The 16,282-nt window shown below is 62.4% G+C and carries 14 protein-coding genes and 1 tRNA gene; 6 read left to right on the top strand and 9 right to left on the bottom strand.

The window, feature by feature from the left end; translation table 11 throughout:
* Window positions 1-162 precede the first annotated feature (162 nt).
* Genes ASD45_RS00960 through ASD45_RS23240 form a run of 5 tightly spaced genes read right to left on the bottom strand, consistent with a single transcriptional unit; the run spans window position 163 to window position 7,486 of the window.
* Window positions 163-1,704 carry a DHA2 family efflux MFS transporter permease subunit gene (locus ASD45_RS00960; protein WP_056909769.1) on the bottom strand — a complete coding sequence of 514 codons (1,542 nt, stop codon included), beginning with the start codon at window positions 1,702-1,704 and terminating at the stop codon, window positions 163-165.
* 13 nt (window positions 1,705-1,717) lie between these two features.
* A complete protein-coding gene (locus tag ASD45_RS00955; RefSeq protein ID WP_082540568.1) occupies window positions 1,718-2,938 on the bottom strand; it encodes an HlyD family secretion protein in 1,221 nt (406 codons plus the stop codon).
* A gap of 6 nt (window positions 2,939-2,944) precedes the next feature.
* Window positions 2,945-6,064, bottom strand: a complete 3,120-nt coding sequence (locus tag ASD45_RS00950) for a multidrug efflux RND transporter permease subunit (protein ID WP_056909767.1) — start codon at window positions 6,062-6,064, stop codon at window positions 2,945-2,947.
* Between the two features lie 6 nt (window positions 6,065-6,070).
* Entirely contained in the window at window positions 6,071-7,228 is a 1,158-nt protein-coding gene (locus ASD45_RS00945; protein ID WP_082540567.1) for an efflux RND transporter periplasmic adaptor subunit, read from the bottom strand.
* Between the two features lie 15 nt (window positions 7,229-7,243).
* Entirely contained in the window at window positions 7,244-7,486 is a 243-nt protein-coding gene (locus ASD45_RS23240; RefSeq protein WP_156380657.1) for a hypothetical protein, read from the bottom strand.
* A gap of 526 nt (window positions 7,487-8,012) precedes the next feature.
* Here ASD45_RS23240 and ASD45_RS00940 point away from each other — a divergent pair.
* Window positions 8,013-8,258 carry a hypothetical protein gene (locus ASD45_RS00940; RefSeq protein ID WP_056909766.1) on the top strand — a complete coding sequence of 82 codons (246 nt, stop codon included), beginning with the start codon at window positions 8,013-8,015 and terminating at the stop codon, window positions 8,256-8,258.
* Between the two features lie 102 nt (window positions 8,259-8,360).
* Here the strand turns inward: ASD45_RS00940 and ASD45_RS00935 are convergent, their stop codons facing one another.
* Window positions 8,361-10,010 carry a PAS domain-containing sensor histidine kinase gene (locus ASD45_RS00935; RefSeq protein ID WP_162249376.1) on the bottom strand — a complete coding sequence of 550 codons (1,650 nt, stop codon included), beginning with the start codon at window positions 10,008-10,010 and terminating at the stop codon, window positions 8,361-8,363.
* A 344-nt stretch (window positions 10,011-10,354) separates the two neighbouring features.
* Here ASD45_RS00935 and ASD45_RS00930 point away from each other — a divergent pair, with 344 nt between their 5' ends.
* From ASD45_RS00930 to ASD45_RS00925, 4 genes are all read left to right on the top strand, one after another.
* The gene (locus ASD45_RS00930) at window positions 10,355-11,299 is read left to right on the top strand and encodes an AraC family transcriptional regulator (RefSeq protein ID WP_056909764.1); all 945 of its coding nucleotides are present in this window, start codon (window positions 10,355-10,357) and stop codon (window positions 11,297-11,299) included.
* 270 nt (window positions 11,300-11,569) lie between these two features.
* Window positions 11,570-11,719, top strand: coding sequence for a hypothetical protein (locus ASD45_RS23780; protein ID WP_164488354.1), 150 nt, complete (start codon window positions 11,570-11,572; stop codon window positions 11,717-11,719).
* Window positions 11,720-11,787: 68 nt separating this feature from the next.
* Entirely contained in the window at window positions 11,788-11,952 is a 165-nt protein-coding gene (locus ASD45_RS22855; RefSeq protein WP_082540565.1) for a DUF3309 family protein, read from the top strand.
* A 13-nt stretch (window positions 11,953-11,965) separates the two neighbouring features.
* On the top strand, window positions 11,966-12,661 hold the full coding sequence (locus ASD45_RS00925) for a VIT family protein (protein ID WP_056912519.1): 696 nt from the start codon (window positions 11,966-11,968) through the stop codon (window positions 12,659-12,661).
* A gap of 234 nt (window positions 12,662-12,895) precedes the next feature.
* Here ASD45_RS00925 and ASD45_RS00920 read toward each other — a convergent pair.
* From ASD45_RS00920 to ASD45_RS00910, 3 genes are all read right to left on the bottom strand, one after another.
* Window positions 12,896-12,972 (bottom strand) — tRNA-Arg (locus tag ASD45_RS00920).
* A gap of 51 nt (window positions 12,973-13,023) precedes the next feature.
* Window positions 13,024-13,851, bottom strand: a complete 828-nt coding sequence (locus tag ASD45_RS00915) for a sugar phosphate isomerase/epimerase family protein (protein WP_056909763.1) — start codon at window positions 13,849-13,851, stop codon at window positions 13,024-13,026.
* Window positions 13,852-13,874: 23 nt separating this feature from the next.
* Window positions 13,875-15,308, bottom strand: coding sequence for an enolase C-terminal domain-like protein (locus ASD45_RS00910; RefSeq protein WP_056909762.1), 1,434 nt, complete (start codon window positions 15,306-15,308; stop codon window positions 13,875-13,877).
* A 143-nt stretch (window positions 15,309-15,451) separates the two neighbouring features.
* Here ASD45_RS00910 and ASD45_RS00905 point away from each other — a divergent pair, with 143 nt between their 5' ends.
* Window positions 15,452-16,255 (top strand): ABC transporter permease, encoded by an 804-nt coding sequence (locus ASD45_RS00905; protein ID WP_056909761.1) that lies wholly within the window; start codon window positions 15,452-15,454, stop codon window positions 16,253-16,255.
* The last annotated feature ends 27 nt before the right edge of the window (window positions 16,256-16,282 follow it).

Genomic DNA, 16,282 nt, shown 5'->3' with positions numbered 1-16,282 from the left:
AAACGCCCGCTGCCCTCATCGCCCGTCCCCGGTAGTATATAAGTACTGTGGATTGCGTATGGGAATTATATCGACCGAAACGTGTGTCGATATTGGCAAGCGGAATTAACGCTAATGGCGTGAGCCGAAGGCAGCGGAGCGACCAATAATGAAGCAGCCCACTTATTCTGCGGCGAGTCGAACACCGCTGGTTTCGTGTTTCGGCGCCCGCATTGCCAACAACAACGGCAACATCAACAAACTGACCACCAGCAGAAACTTGAAATCATCGACATATCCGATGATGGCCGCCTGTCGCGTCACCTCGGCGTTCAGAGCAGCGACACCGCTCGGCACGACAGGATTCCAGGAAAAATAGGCACCGTCGGTCTGCAGATTACGATTGAAAGGTGTGATGGCTGCGCCGATCACCGCGTGCTCGTATTGAGTCGCCTGGGTCAGCAGCACGGAGGTCGCCGACACGCCGATGGCCAGACCGATGTTGCGCAGCAGACTGAACAGCGCCGTGCCGTCGGTGCGCAGGCCGGGCGCCAGCGTGGCGAAGGCCAGGACCTGCAGCGGCGTGAACACAAAGCCGAGGCCAAAGCCCTGCCCGATCGAATTCACCGCCAGCGACCAGGCATCGATATCCGGCGTCCAGTGCGTCATCTCGCGCAGGGTCTCGGCGATGATGAGAATGCCAATCGCCATCAGGATGCGCGGGTCCATGCGGTCGGAGAGACGCCCGGCAATGACGACGCCGATCATGGTACCAAGGCCGCGCGGCGCCAGCAGCAAGCCGGTGTTCTCGACCGAGCGGCCGGAAAGCGTCTGCAGATACGGCGCCAACAGTGCCGAGGTTGCCAGAATCAGCATGCCGACGGCGAAGACCAGCACCAGCCCGGCCGCGAAATTCCTATCGTTGAAAATGCGCAGCGGAACGAGGACGTCCTTCGCCGTGAAGAGGTGAACGATGAAAAGATAGAAGCCGAGTCCGCAGAGCACCGCATAGACGATGATCTCGGTCGAACCGAACCAGTCTTTGGTCTCGCCGCGGTCGAGCAACAGTTGCAGACACGCCACCGCAAGGCCGAGCACGGCAAAGCCGATCCAGTCGAACTTCGGAGTGGTCGGCGGCCGTTCGTCCTTCATAAAGAACCACAGGCCGGCAAAGGCAAGAATGCCGAGCGGAAGATTGATATAGAAGACATAGCGCCACGATTCATAGGCAGTGAGGTAGCCGCCCAAGGTCGGCCCCAGCACCGGCCCGACAACGACGCCCATCGTCCAGACCGACATGGCGCGACCGTGCAGTTCCGGCGGATAGATGTCGAGCATCGTCGTCTGCGACAGCGGTACCAGCGAGGCGCCGAACACGCCCTGCAGCGCGCGGTACAGGACGATCTCGGTCAGCGTCTGCGCCGTGCCGCACAGCATCGACGCCACGGTGAAGCCCGCGATGGAGATGAGAAACAGGTTCTTACGGCCGATTCTTGCTGCCACCCAGCCAATCGGCGGCGTCATGATCGCGGCGGCGACAATATAAGCGGTCAGCGTCCAGGTGATCTGATCAGGAGATGCCGCCAGCGAGCCCTGGATATAAGGCAATGCGACGTTGACGATGGTCGTGTCCAAGGTCTGCATCAAAGTCGCGAGCATCACGCAAACCGTGATGAAAGTGCGCTGCGGCACGACCGCCGACGCTCCAGCCGTTGCCGACCCCATGGCCTTCACTCCATCAGAACAGATCCGACAGGCTGCGGCGGTGACCTGTGCCAATGCTCACATAAGCGCTCATGCCGGCGCGCAGAACCGGCCCGCCCGGCGTTTGATCGATCGCGATCTTCACCGGGACGCGCTGCACCACCTTGACGAAATTGCCGCTCGAATTCTCCGGCGGCAGGATGGAAAATTCGGAGCCGCTGGCCGGACTGATACTCTCCACGGTGCCCTTGAAGGTCATGCCCGGATAGGTGTCGATCGTGACGTCAACGCGATCGCCCGCCTTCACGTAGGTAAGTTCCGTCTCCTTCATCTGCGCCGTCACCCAGACGTCGGAGGCCGACACCAGCGCCACAGCGCCGGTCGCGGTCAGCGCCGCGGTTTGCGACACCAGATAAGTCCCCGGCTGCAAGGAATCGACTTGCGTGACGACGCCATCGAACGGGGCGCGTACCGTCGCATGATTGAGCTGGCGCTGCGCCTCGTCGACCGCGGCCTTGGCCTGCTGGTACAGCGGGTGATCCTCGACGCGAATGTCCGCATTGCCGGCCAGAGTCGCGAGTTGCACCTCGGCCTGCTGTTGCAGCGACTTCAGGCGAGCCTGATCGAGTTGCAACGTGTAGCGCGACTGATCGTAAACCTGGCGTGGCACGTCGTTGTTGCTGACGAGATTGGCGTTACGGTCGTTGGTGACGACATCGAGCGCGACCTGCGCCTTCTGCGACTCGACATTGCTCAGGAGCTCCTTGTAGGTCTCCTTCATGGAACGGATGTTGAGAGCGACCTGATTGAGATTGGCGCGAGCGCTGTCGAGCGCAATCTGGAACTGCAACGGGTCGACCTGGAACAGCACCTGGCCGGCCTTGACGTTCTGACCCTCGCGCACCTTCACGCTCGACACCAGACCGGAGACGTCGGTCGTAACCAGCACCTTTGCGGCAGCCACATTGGCGTCGTCGCTGGTGGCGTATCGCCCGCCTTCCAGCCAGAATATGAGCGAGCCGACGGCGGCGACGATGATGCCACCCGCCATCAGCGCCGTGCGCAGCGACAGCCAACGCCCGTGCTCCTGCTGGATCGACGCTCCGGCGGCCGTGGGCGCGGTCGGCGGCGCTTTCGCACTTGGCGGCTGCTCGAGCGGCGGCGCTTCGGGGCGGATTCGCGCCACGACATCGCCCGAGCGGCACGCGCCGCGCGCCGCTCGGGCTCCTATGTCAGCCTGGATTTCAGTCGTCATCTTGCTTTACTCCGCAGGCTGCTCATCGGCAGCCGCCGTCTGCGGCGCCCGCCGCAGACTCGACAGCCACCGGTTCACGCGATCGAGATAGAGGAACACCACGGGCGTGGTGTAGAGCGTCAGCGCCTGGCTCAGGATCAGACCACCGACGATGGAATAGCCCAGCGGCTGGCGCAGTTCGGACCCTGTGCCGTTGCCGAACATCAACGGCAAGCCGGCAAGCAGCGCCGCCATTGTCGTCATCATGATCGGCCTGAAGCGCAGCAGGCATGCTTCGCGGATCGCTTCGAGCGGCGTGAGGCCGCGTTCGCGTTCGCCGACGATGGCGAAGTCGATGATCATGATGCCGTTCTTCTTGACGATGCCGATGAGGAGAATGACGCCGATCAGCGCGATGATGCTGAAGTCGAATCCGAACACCATCAGCATCAGCAAGGCGCCGACGCCGGCCGACGGCAACGTCGACAGGATGGTCAGGGGATGGATGTAGCTCTCGTAGAGAATGCCGAGGATGAGATAGATAACGACCAGCGCGGCGAGTACGAGCAGCGGCTCGGACTTCAATGAGTCCTGAAACGCCGCGGCGGATCCCTGAAAAGTCCCGTTAATGCCCGCCGGCACGTTCATGTCCGTCTCTGCCTGCCGGATCGCCGTTACCGCGTCGCTGAGCGCGGCGCCGGGTGCGAGATTGAAGCTCAAGGTCACCGCCGGGAACTGGCCCTGATGGCTGACGGACAGCGCCGCGGTCGGCGCCGTGGTCCATTTCGCCAGCGTGCTGAGCGCCACCTGCTGGCCGGTCAGCGGCGACTTGACATATAGACGCGACAGCACGTCCGGCGCATTCTGGAACTGGGGCAGAACCTCCAGAATGACGTGATAGCTGTTGACCTGCGTGAAGTATTGAGTGACCTGGCGCTCGCCGAAAGCATCGTCGAGGGTATCGTCAATCAGCTGCGGCTGAATGCCGAAACGCGCTGCCTGGTCGCGGTCGATTGTCAGGGTCAGTGTCGTGCCACCGGTTTGCTGGTCCGTCGCAACCCCGGTCAATTGCGGCAATGTCTTAAGTTTCTCGTAAATCTTCGGCGCCCATTCGTTAAGCTGATCGAGGTCGGCGCTCTGCAGTGAATACTGGTACATCGTTTGCGATTGCCGGCCGCCAATATTGATATCCTGGCCAACCAACATAAAAAGTGACACACCCTCCACCTTCGCAAGCTTCGGTGTCAGGCGCTCGATGATCTGGCTCGCCGACGCTTTGCGTTGCTCTTTGGGCTTGAGGGCGATGAACATGCGCCCGTTGTTCTGGGTCTGATTGCCGGTCGCACCGACCAGCATGCCGACGTTCGTCACGTCCGGATCACTCGCAACGATTTTGCCCAGCTCCTGCTGCAGGCGCGACATTTCGGCGAAGGACACGTCCTGGGAGGCCTGCGAGGTGCCGATGATGAAGCCGTTATCCTCGGTCGGGAAGAAGCCCTTGGGAATGACCGCGAACAGATAGACCGAAAGCGCCACGGTGGCGAAAAACACGCCGAGCATCACGCCGCGATGTCGCAGCGCCACGTCGAGACTGCGCCGGTAACCCTCTTGCAGCATGTCGAACATGCGCTCGGACGCCAGATAAAGCCTGCCGTGATGGACACGCTTCTTCTCCTTCAGGAACCGGGATGCCATCACCGGCGTGAGCGTCAACGAGACTAGGGCCGAGACCGCGATGGTCAGTGTGACCGAGATGGCGAATTCGCGGAACAGCGCACCGACGATGCCGCCCATCAGCAGCAGCGGGATAAACACCGCCACGAGCGACAGACTGATCGACAGAATAGTGAATCCGATTTCCTCGGCGCCCTTGAAAGCCGCCTGCAGCGGCGTCAGCCCTTCTTCGACATGCCGCTCAATATTCTCCAGCATCACGATGGCGTCATCGACGACGAACCCCACAGCGATGCTCAGAGCCATCAACGACAGATTGTCGATGCTAAACCCGGCCAGATACATCAGGGCAAAGGTGGCGACGAGCGCCAAGGGAACGGTGATGCTCGGAATGACCGTCGCAGATAGATTGCGCAGAAAAAGGAAGATCACCATGACGACCAAGACGATCGTCAGCATCAGTGTGAACTGAACGTCGGCGACCGACGCCCGGATGGTCGTGGTCCGATCGATGATCGTATCGACCGAGATAGCGGGCGGAATGGTCGCCTGAAGTTGGGGCAGCTGCGCCTTGATCTGATCGACCGTATCGATAACGTTGGCGCCCGGCTCCTTGAGGATCGCGAGGATGACGGCGCGCTTTCCGTTGGCCCAGGCGGCGAGCTTGCTTCGCTCCGGGCCCTCGATCGCCCGACCTATGTCGCGCACGCGTACCGGCGCACCATTCTTGTAGGCAATGATGGCGTCGTTCCACGGCTTCGCCGCCAGCAACTGATCATTGCCGTAGATCGTGAAGGTGCGCGTCGCGCCGTCGACGCTGCCCTTGGGACTGTCGGTAGTAATGTTGGTAATGGCCCCCCGCAGGTCTTCCAGCCCGAGCCCGAAGGCGGCGAGCTTTTGCGGATCGACCTGGATACGGACCGCCGGCTTTTGCTGGCCGAACACCAGGACCTGGCCGACACCGTTGATCTGACTCAGACTCTGAACGAAAATATTCTCGGCATAATCGTCGACCGTCGTGATCGGCAACGCGTCCGAATGCAAGGCTAGCACCATGATCGGCGGATCGGCCGGATTGACCTTTCGATAGGACGGCGGCGACGGCAGATTTTTCGGAAGCTGCCCGCCGGCGGCATTGATGGCGGACTGAACGTCGCCCGCGGCGCCGTCGATATTGCGGCCGAGATCGAACTGTACGGTGATCGAGCTGACGCCGAGCACGCTGCTCGAAGTCATTTGCGTAACGCCGGGGATCTGCGCGAACTGGCGCTCCAGGGGCGCCGTTACCGACGTCGCCATCGTGACCGGATCGGCGCCGGGAAGCTGCGTCGTGATCTGAATGGTGGGAAATTCGACGTCGGGCAGCGCGGCCACGGGCAGGAACGGGTAAGCGGCGGCGCCGATCAGGAATATCCCCGCCATCAGCAGCGATGTGGCGATCGGCCGGCGGATGAAGGGGGCTGAGATCGACATGGCGCCCTATTTCCCGCCGGCTTCGGCGGTGCCGGGCACGCTTTGCACGCGGCTGCCGGGTTTCAGGCGGAACTGGCCCGCAACGACGATGGGCGTTCCGACGGAGATGCCCTTGTCGATGACCGATACGCCTTGCGACATCTGCGCGACGTTGACGGGCTGAATGGCGATGCTGGTGTCAGGCTTGACGGTGTAGACGAACATGCCATCTGGACCGCGCTGCACGGCGGTCGATGGCACGGTCACCACGTTATCGAGCGTCTTGAGCTGCAGCCGCACATTGACAAACTGTCCTGGCCACAGCGCGTATTCGGCGTTGGGAAAGGTGGCCTTGAGGCGGACGTTCCCGGATGTCGGATCGATCTGGTTGTCAACGAGGCTCAGCGTTCCGGTATCGAGCGTGCGGCGGTCGTCCCGCCCCTGCGCGACCGCCATCAGCGGCACTCTGGAGGCCTCCATTTCATGGATAACATTCTGCACCTCGTCCTGCGGCAGGGTGAAGATCACCGAGATTGGCTGCAACTGTGTAATGACGACCAGGCCAGTCGTATTGGCGGCGTGAACGATGTTGCCCTGATCGACCAATCGGATGCCGGTGCGGCCCGAAATCGGCGCGCGAATCGTCGTGTAGTCGAGCTGGACCTGCGCCGCTTCGATATTCGCCTGGTCGCCCTGCACCGTGGCGACTAGCTGGTTCACCAGCGCCTCTTGCGTATCAATCTGCTGCTGGGTCGTGGCGAGCGTGCCGCTTTGCTGGAAGCGCTTGAGATCGAGCCGCGCATTGACCAGTTGCGCTTCATCCTTGGCCTTTGTGGCAATAGCCAGATCGAGCGACGCCTTGAAGGGCCGCGGATCGATCTGCGCGAGAATGTCGCCGGCCTGGACCTTCTGGCCCTCGACGAAGCTCACTTTGTCGAGCGTGCCGTCAACACGCGTATTGACCGTCACGGTGTTGTAAGCCTGCACCGTGCCGAGGCCGTCAAGAAAGACGGGCACGTTCTTGCGCTCGGCTGCGCCCAGCGTTGCGGGGATGGGAGGTGGCACTTCACGGTGAGGGACTTGTTGCTTCGTCGAGGCAAACGAACTCAGGTGCCGCCATGTGATGCCGCCCGCCACGAAGACGGCGACTACACACGCAATCGGCAATAACAATGACCGGCGCATCGGCTGTTCCTGTGGTCAGATTCCCGGCCCCGCTCCGGCCGTCACGGCAAGCGCCGCACCCGGCTCGACGGGGCGAAAGACCCGGCGGCGGCGCCGACGCTTGGCAACAACCACGGTCTTCGCGACAAGCGACGGGCATGCCAAGCAGCAGTACTCTGTGGCGTCGACGGAGTAATGCGGGCCGATGTCGGTGGGGGTATAGGGGCAAGACTCACAAAGCTTGACTTTCATCGCCAGCACCTTGGTTCGCGTGAACATCTAAAGGTCGCCGCCGCGCCTTGCGAGGCTGCGATCACGAACTTGCGAAGAGAAACTCGATCGCTTCTGATTGAGCTGATGCTACGGCATGGCTGGGGCTGCTCCGCCCCGACATGAGTTTTCGTCGATCGCCAATAAGTTTAGGACCCCATACGAACGTATGTATTGCTGCCGCAAGTCCGGCCAGGGCCTGCTCAAAGGCGGACCGACGCGCGAGCCGAGCCATCATCCTCGGCGCTGCATACAATCATCGGCGTTCATTACGAGACGGCACGAGATTGGTTCGCGCGGCAGCCGATCGGCGTGACATGACAGAGATGCGTTCACGTTGCTATCGCACGCGCTCGTTACCGGACCACCAAAGCCATTGCGATAGGACGGCCGAACGCCGGCCTCACCCAAACCAATGTTTGGGCCATCCACCATTCCGCATAATGGTCGTGGCACGCGGCAGCTTCTAAGTGTGCATCACGATCCGGACTGACCCGGGTCGCCGAATTCAAACTTTCAAATAAGGACAATCACCATGACCAAGACCAAGATCGCTCTCGCTGCGCTGCTCGCCCTCGGCTTTGCCAACACCGCCTTCGCGTCGGACTCCGGTCTCGACGAGTTCGGCCAGGTCCCCCAGGCGATCCAGAACCAGGAAACGAATGGACTCAACGCCTATGCCTACGCTCCGGCGCGGGTGCGGGCCAACGTGTCCGGCTACTCGAAGGCCGAGCGGCGCGAGTTCAATCGCGTGCCGTTCGCGGAAGAGTCGAGCCGCTAATTCAGGCTCGACAATCGGTCCGTCCGGAGGCTCCCCCTCAGCCCTCCGGACGGCCGATGCCGTTGCCGCGGCGCCGCCGAGGCCGCAGCGTTGTGCCGAACGTCAGGGGTCGACCTGAACCGGCAGAGTAATGCGGAATCTGGCTCCATCGCAGACAGACACGTCCGGCTCGATGGTGCCGCCGTGAGAAATGACGATCGAGCGGCACAGCGTGAGGCCGATGCCCATGCCACCCGCCTTCGTCGTCTCAAAGGCCGTAAACAGCCTGTCGATCTGTTCGGGCGGGATTCCCGGCCCGGTGTCCTCGACCACGATCTCGATGTGGTCGCCTCGTCGTGCCGTCGAGACCGTGATGCAGCGAAGCGGACACTGGCCATCCGCAATGGCCTGCGCACTGTTCCTGACCAGGTTGTGCATCACCTGCTGCAACTGCACTTCATCGCCGAATACGGCCGGCAAGCCATCCTCGAGATTGAGAACCAACTCGACCTGCCGGGACTGCAGATCGTGTTTGACGAATATCGCGATGTCGGCGATCGCCGCGTTGATGTCGACGCTGGTGCACTGAGCAGCCTCATTGATCGCCATTCGGTGGATGCGCTGGATGATGGCGCTCGCCCTATCCGCCGCCTTCACCATGCCTTCCAGGCCTTTGACGGCCCGATCGACAACTGGCGGCGTCGCGGCGAGCCAGCGCATCGCCGCGTCGCCATGCGTCGTGATCGCCGCCAGAGGCTGCCTGAGTTCATGGGCAATGGAGGCCGTCAATTCGCTGAGCATCGAGATACGGGCCGCGCGCGCGAACTCGTCCTGCAACTCGCGAAGCTGCACCTCCGCTTGCCGGCGGTTCGTGATATCGATCATGCCGACCAGACAATCGCCGTCGATGTCGTCCGGCGGCGGGAATGCCATCGACATCACGACATCGACAACTCGCCCGTCAATGCCGCAGACCTGGGTCTCCTCGGTATACTGCGGCAGACCGCGATATCGGGCGCCGATCACCCGGCGCAGGGTGTCAGGCCGCGCCTTCCAGTAGCTACGGATGGGGCGAATGAAGTCGACGCTTGATGTCCCGCCAAAAAGCTGCACCGTCAGCTCATTGACTTCGGCGATGGTGATGGAATCCATCGCCAGCTCGAAGAGCTCGGGGTGACGATTGAAATGGGCGACGAGGTCGGTCACGCCGGCATCGCGCGCGTCGCCGAGGAGCGATTTCACTCCCCGGGGGTCGACGCGCCACAGCGCAATCGGCATCCGTTGAAAAAGCCGACGGTAGCGCTCCTCGTTCTTGATCAGTTCGTCGACCGTGGCATCGGGCAGCGGACTTTCGCTGCCCACCAGGACGAGACGGTCGTCACCCTCGCCCGTTCGCGCGGCCAGGAGCCGAATGCCGACGGGCGCTCCCTCCGTCGTCAACAGGCATAAGTTCGTCACCTCGGTCGAACCGACACGCGCTTTCTCCAGCAGCTCCGCCATGGCGGGACGCGACGAGGTGGCCACGAAGCGCGCGAGGCTGGCGCCGGCCAGTTCATCGGCCGATGACGCCTGCAGCAATCGGCGTGCCTCGCCGTTCAAATCGGTCAGCCTTGTGCTGACCAGGAGATCCTCGATCGACCCGCGTTGCCGCGGGAGTTCGACGTACCACTGGCCGACGAGCTGATCGATCAGCTCCGCTTCCAGCTCATACAGGCTCTCGCTGACGGGCCTGCCCTGCTCGATCAATTGGGTGTGTGCGACCGCGTCCATCATGTTCCGGCTCGCCCCTGCGCTGACACTCGAAAGCAACTGTCGATAGAAATCGGGGCGCCAACGCCCCCCTGGCTCACGGCCAGGATTCATTTGAACACTAATGAACCGTATTAAATAAGCAGACTGGGGCACGGTCTTTCAAAAAACGTGCGTAATTTTCATCTTCCGGCCGCGCCATTATCGGCCGCGACCGGTCCGACAAATTCCACGGACTTATCGTGCTGATTCATAAGAAAAAGCCGACAATCATTGTATCAACAGGGGCGCGGCGCTAGGGTTTTCAAGTTTTGGTGATGCGCAATAAGCCGTAGCAATGCCCGTCGGAATTTTATCCGGAGACTGCAATGGGCAAGGCCTCTCCCGACCGGAAACCGATCGGCGACGACTTTGCGGCCGTGTACCGCATGTCGAGTTCGCGATGGCACCGCGAGCGCACCATGGGCAGAGGCTCGCTGGCGGTCACCGAACTGAAGTTTGATAAGCCGACCCCCGATCTCAGCGAACCGCTTCCTTATGACGATGCGTTTCTCGTGTCAGTCCTGCTTCTTCCCGTGGCCGATCACGAACTCTGGAAGAATGGCCGGCCGGTATCGGTCAATGACGTAAGGCAAGCCGGCCACACGCATTTCTTCGATCTGCGGCAGAAGCCGCAAGGCCTGTTCCGGCGGCCGTCGCACGTCCTGCATTTCTATATGCCGCTGGCCACGTTGAACCTATTCGCCGAGCAGGAGAATGTTCAGCCGATATCGGATTTCGATTACAAGCAAAGCGTCGGCAAAGATGATCCTGTGATGCGCCATCTGGCGGCGGCGACGCTTGCGGCTTTCGACGACCGCCACGCGGGAAGCAATCTCTTGCTAGATTCGATTCTGACGGCGGCCGGGGTTCACGTCCTCGTCAAATACGGGGCATCCTCCCGGAGCGCTCGCGAGCAACGTGCCTATGGCCTCGCCCCCTGGCAGGAACGCCATGCCAAGGGCCTCATGGAGGCAAACCTCGACATCAGCCTGGCGGACCTGGCGAGGGAATGCGGACTGTCGGTCTCACAGTTCAGACGCGCCTTCCGGAAGACGACCGGCGTCGCTCCGCATCAGTGGCTTCTGGGCCGGCGCATCGACCGTGCCAAGACGCTGTTGTCGCAGTCGGAAATTTCATTGGCCGAGATCGCCCTCGCCTGCGGGTTTGCCAGTCAAAGCCATTTCAACAGCACGCTGAAGCGACTCACCGGCGCCAGCCCCGGCCGCTGGCGCCGTGTTTTGAGTTCGCCGCCAATCCTCGCGAAGCGATGAAGCGGCTGCCAAGACCGCCCTCACCTGCGGATTTCCCAGTCGAGCCAATTCAACGGCACGATGAAGCGGCCGGAATCATAATTGACATAGCTCAATGCAACTAACGGGAAAGAATAAACGATAGGCGAGGATATTGTTTCCCGTTCCCGGTTACGGCGGGTCCGGATTTTCGCGTGAAGATCATCGCTCTACGGACCACGCAGATTTACGTCAAATTACAACGGCAGCCGCGGCCGCCCTGCTTTCGGTAAAGCCTCAGGACACACAATCATGAACCGCAATTTTCTCTACGTCGCCATTGCCGCGCTGGTCGTCGTTGCCGGAGTGGTCAGCTATCAGCTCTACCAGGAGCGTCAGAAGACGACCGGCATCGAGATCAATGTCGGTAAAGGCGGAATTTCCATCGAGAAGAAAGAGTGAGCTTCGCAGCGGAGATAAACTGATAACCAGCTCGATATCCGTGCATTCACAACAAGGGGAGATCGACCATGTCACTCGGTACCATTCTCGTCATCATCCTGATTATCTTTTTGCTGGGCGGCTTCAGCGGCCGTTTCGGCGGCTACGGCTACGGCTTCGGCCACGGCGGCGTTGGGCTGATCGGCACGATCCTGATCATCGTCATCATTCTGATGCTGCTCGGGCGGATATGACAGGCGGCATATGATGGCCCGACTTCACACCGAGAACCATCTCGTCAGCCGAATTGGCTGGCTGCGCGCGGCGGTGCTCGGGGCGAATGACGGCATCATCTCCACCGCAAGCCTGATCGTGGGCGTCGCAGCGGCGGCCACGACACAGCACGAGGTCCTGATCGCCGGGAGCGCCGGCTTGGTGGCGGGAGCCATGTCGATGGCCGCCGGCGAATACGTTTCGGTCAGTTCTCAATCGGATACGGAACACGCGGACCTCGCGCGCGAACGGAAGGAATTGAGCGACAATCCGGCTTTCGAACTCGACGAGCTGGCGGAAATTTACGTCAAGCGCGGCCTCGACCGGGCCTTGGCCCGCCAGGTGGCTCAACAGCTTATGGCGGGTGACGCATTGACCGCCCATGCCCGCGACGAACTCGGAATCTCGGAAATAACCACCGCGCGGCCGGTGCAAGCGGCGTTGGCATCCGCCGCGACGTTTTCCATCGGCGCGGCGATGCCGCTTCTCATGGTCGTCGTAACGCCTTCGTACGCACTGGTGCCCGTCGTCGCGGGGGCCTCTTTGGCCTTTCTCGCACTGCTCGGCGCGATCGGCGCGCGAGCGGGCGGCGCGAACATGCTCCGCGCCACGGCCCGCGTGACCTTCTGGGGCGCGTTGGCATTGGCGATTACGGCCGGCATCGGCAAGCTGTTCGGCACCGTGGTCTGAAAGCGGAGAGCCGGCATTGGCGACGGGATCGTCCAGATCGAAGGCTTTGCCGCGCGCCTGCATCGCTCCCGATGCGAGGCGTCTCATCGTACGATTCTTATAGAACGCGTCCGGCTTCTGACGGGGGACTACACCCCGCGTGAGCCTCTCCTGCTGGCATGGGTCAGATTGAGGAACCCGACAGGCAGCGAAGACTGCCTTCGTCGTCCGCCCAAAAATGGCGAGTGAAGATCCTGGCGCGCCCGGAGAGATTCGAACTCCCGACCCTCAGATTCGAAGTCTGATGCTCTATCCAGCTGAGCTACGGGCGCACCGGAAGCGTTTTAGCGCGTCCTGCCGATTTTGCCAGCGCGGCGCGACGCCTATTTGAATGTATCGGTGTAGCGCTCGATGCAGGTCTTGAGCACCTCGTCGCCCGGCCGGGTCCACCAGTCCTTGGCCGAGAAGATCTCGATCTCGGTCGGGCCGGTGTAACCGGCGGCCTCGATCCATTTGCGTAAGCGCGGCAGGTCGACAACGCCGTCGCCCGGCATGCCGCGGTCGAGCAGCAGGTCCTTGGTCGGCACCAGCCAGTCGCAAATGTGATAGCCGAGAATGCGCTTCTCGCGACCGGCGCGCGCGATCTGGGCCTCGACCTCCGGGTCCCACCACACGTGATAGACGTCGATGGCGACGCCGACGTCGTCGCCGAGCTGCCCGGCCATATCCAGCGATTGCTTGAGGGTGTTCACGCAGGCGCGGTCGCCCGCGTACATCGGATGCAGCGGCTCAATGGCGAGCGGCACCTTGACGGCGCGCGCATGCGGCAGGATCGCCGCGAGACCGTCCAGCACCATCTGACGCGCCGCGCCGATGTCGCGCGAACCCGCCGGCAGCCCGCCGACAACCAGAACGAGGCATTGCGCGCCCAGCGCGGCAGCTTCGTCGAGCGCGCGCTTGTTATCGTCGATCGCCGCCTGGCGGCCGGCGGCGTCGGCGGCGGGAAACATGCCGCCGCGGCAGTAGCCGGAGACGCGCATGCCATTGTCCTTGATCGCTTTCACCGCGGTGTCGAGGCCGACCGCCGCAACCTGATCGCGCCACGGATCGACCCAGGTGATGCCGTGGCGGCGGCAGGCTTCCACCGCTTCAGGCAGCTTCCACTGCTGGCGCACGGTGGCGAGATTGATCGAAAGGCCTTCGGTCTTCATGGTCGTTTCCTTGTCGTGAATTCTTATGAGTTAGCGAGTGCTGTACTGGGCCGCATCGCCGACCAGTCGGGCATGACCGCAGCGGCAAGACCCGGCGCCCGCGCGATCGAGCGCAGTGAGATGTCGCCGTTTCTGATCCGCAATCGCACGCGGCCATTGGCGGCACGAGCATAGAGATCGCCGTGCGCGGCAAGGAACGCATCCTGCTCCGCCTGCGGCGCGCCGGCCATGCCGTCAACATAGTGGTGGCCATTGCGCTCGACGTGCGTCGCACCGACCAGCGACGCCAGCATGAGGTCCTGCTGCACGGCGACGCCGCCCTGGGTCGTCAAGTCTTCTGCAGACATGACAAAATGGCCGCCTTCGGCGCTGTATTTCGCCACGCGGGCACTGTTGAGCAACGCGCGATAGAAGCCCTTGCAGGACTTCGACGAAATGCCGGTGTAGCCGAGAGCCTTGGCGCGCGGAAAGACGTCGAAGTCGGCGTCGGATTCGTCGATCTCGACCGGGATGTCTTTCGCCAGCGGATGGACCGGCTTGCTCAGCGCCTCGCCGCGCGCGATCGGCTGCTCGATCAGCAGCAGCGAAGCCTTGAGCCGCGCGAGGCGCCGGTCTTCGCCCATGCGCTTCCACAGCGCGAGGACCGCATCGACATTCTCGTATTGCTCATTGCCATCGAGCGTCGCCTTGTAGGCGCCGGCGTCGCGGTCGAGCACGGCTGCAATCGCTGCGAGACGCTCCATATCTTCGTCGATCTTGCCGCCGACCTTGAGCTTGAAGTAGCGCTGGCCGTAAGCGGCGATGACTTCCTCCAGGCTTTCCGGCAGGCCGTCATCGAGTCGCTTACCTGCTGTGTCGGCGCGGGTAATGGCGTCGACCAGCCCGACGGTGTGCCGGGCGGCAATGGTATCGGCCGGTTGGCGCGATGCCAGGAACGTCCCCAGATCGAAGCCGTCGAGATCCGGCGTCAGCGCCGTGGTGATGCCGAGACGATTGTCGCGCACCAGCGCCGCCGCCGACGCTCCTTCCAGACGTCCGAGCGCGTCGATGATGGCGCGTTCCGTCAACGCCTGACCGAACGAGGCGACCAGGCCGTTCAGGCCGGCCTTGGTGCACTCGGCCCGGTGCGCGGCATTGGCGGACGCGGTGATCCCGAAGGCGGTGTTGTCACCAACGGCGATGGCATGGCGCTGCGCGCTCTCAAATGAGCGGCGGAGCTGATTAAAATTGTCGTCGTTGGACAGCTCAGGCGTCTTATCGAACCATTTCGGCACCAGAAGTTCAGCCGAAATCCCTCCGCCCTCGCGGCCGTCGGCTGTGCGAATGCGGGCTCGCACGAATAGCTGCGGCGCCTCGCGCAAGGTCACGACGCCGAACCGGAACGGCAGCCGCAGCGTCACCGGACGCTCGAAACATTCAACGGCGATCAACCGCAGCCGCGGCGCGGCGCTTTCCATGGACTTCCTCCGGCTCGCTCCGGCGCGTTCGGCGCTTTCGCCGCGTCCCGGCAGACTTGACCGGGACCCACGCACCTCCTTAAATAACCAAATGGTTACATCTGGCATCGGCGCGCTGCAAGACGCCTTGCCCGGAGGAAACGATGGCGGAATCGAAACGAGGCTGGGTTCGGCTGCTGCAGGCCGGTTGGCTCAAGCCATTGATATTTTTGGTCTTTCTAACTGTCGCGTGGGACCTGGTGATCCGCCTGTTCCACATTCCGCCCTATCAGATTCCCAAGCCCGCCGACGTCATCGAGACCCTGTGGACGGATTGGCCGAGCCTGCTGGCACAGTCGGTGCCGACCACCATCGCCACCGTCCAGGGTTTCGTCCTCTCGGCGCTGTTCGGCATCCCGATGGCCATGCTGATCGTCGGCTCGCGCACGGTTGAGAGCTACGTCTACCCGCTCCTCGTCTTCTCGCAGTCGATTCCGAAGATCGCGATCGCGCCGCTGTTCGTCGTCTGGTTCGGCTTCGGCATGCTGCCGAAGGTGCTGTCGGCCTTCCTGCTTGGCTTCTTTCCGGTCGTGGTTTCGGCGGTGCAGGGATTCAAGTCGGTCGAGCCGGACATGCTCGATCTTGCCCGCGCCATGGAAGCCAACCGTCTGCAGATCTTCCGCATGGTCCGATTGCCGCATGCCATGCCGGCAATCTTTTCCGGCCTCAAGGTTTCCATTACGCTGGCCGTCGTCGGTGCCGTGGTCGGCGAATTCGTCGGCTCCAATAACGGCTTGGGCTTCGTCCTTCAGCGCTCGATCGGCAACTTCGAACTGCCGACCATGTTTGCGGCGCTGGTCATGCTGTCACTGATTGGCGTGATCCTGTTCTGGATCGTCGATGTCATCGAGCGCCTGTGCATTCCGTGGCACGCCAGCCAGCGCCAGGATTTAATTGTCGCCGCCTGAAAAAATAAACCTCAAGGGAGAAAAGCA

Origin of the sequence: Pseudolabrys sp. Root1462 (assembly GCF_001426945.1) — a bacterium.
Taxonomy (GTDB): domain Bacteria; phylum Pseudomonadota; class Alphaproteobacteria; order Rhizobiales; family Xanthobacteraceae; genus Pseudolabrys.
This window is presented reverse-complemented; position numbering and strand designations above follow the sequence as displayed.

What these genes read in the sequence shown, in the direction of transcription:
- ASD45_RS00960 (WP_056909769.1), bottom strand. Translation starts at nt 1,704, where the DNA reads ATGGGGTCGGCAACGGCTGGAGCGTCGGCGGTCGTGCCGCAGCGCACT.
- ASD45_RS00955 (WP_082540568.1), bottom strand. Translation starts at nt 2,938, where the DNA reads ATGACGACTGAAATCCAGGCTGACATAGGAGCCCGAGCGGCGCGCGGC.
- ASD45_RS00950 (WP_056909767.1), bottom strand. Translation starts at nt 6,064, where the DNA reads ATGTCGATCTCAGCCCCCTTCATCCGCCGGCCGATCGCCACATCGCTG.
- ASD45_RS00945 (WP_082540567.1), bottom strand. Translation starts at nt 7,228, where the DNA reads ATGCGCCGGTCATTGTTATTGCCGATTGCGTGTGTAGTCGCCGTCTTC.
- ASD45_RS23240 (WP_156380657.1), bottom strand. Translation starts at nt 7,486, where the DNA reads ATGTTCACGCGAACCAAGGTGCTGGCGATGAAAGTCAAGCTTTGTGAG.
- ASD45_RS00940 (WP_056909766.1), top strand. Translation starts at nt 8,013, where the DNA reads ATGACCAAGACCAAGATCGCTCTCGCTGCGCTGCTCGCCCTCGGCTTT.
- ASD45_RS00935 (WP_162249376.1), bottom strand. Translation starts at nt 10,010, where the DNA reads ATGATGGACGCGGTCGCACACACCCAATTGATCGAGCAGGGCAGGCCC.
- ASD45_RS00930 (WP_056909764.1), top strand. Translation starts at nt 10,355, where the DNA reads ATGGGCAAGGCCTCTCCCGACCGGAAACCGATCGGCGACGACTTTGCG.
- ASD45_RS23780 (WP_164488354.1), top strand. Translation starts at nt 11,570, where the DNA reads ATGAACCGCAATTTTCTCTACGTCGCCATTGCCGCGCTGGTCGTCGTT.
- ASD45_RS22855 (WP_082540565.1), top strand. Translation starts at nt 11,788, where the DNA reads ATGTCACTCGGTACCATTCTCGTCATCATCCTGATTATCTTTTTGCTG.
- ASD45_RS00925 (WP_056912519.1), top strand. Translation starts at nt 11,966, where the DNA reads ATGGCCCGACTTCACACCGAGAACCATCTCGTCAGCCGAATTGGCTGG.
- ASD45_RS00915 (WP_056909763.1), bottom strand. Translation starts at nt 13,851, where the DNA reads ATGAAGACCGAAGGCCTTTCGATCAATCTCGCCACCGTGCGCCAGCAG.
- ASD45_RS00910 (WP_056909762.1), bottom strand. Translation starts at nt 15,308, where the DNA reads ATGGAAAGCGCCGCGCCGCGGCTGCGGTTGATCGCCGTTGAATGTTTC.
- ASD45_RS00905 (WP_056909761.1), top strand. Translation starts at nt 15,452, where the DNA reads ATGGCGGAATCGAAACGAGGCTGGGTTCGGCTGCTGCAGGCCGGTTGG.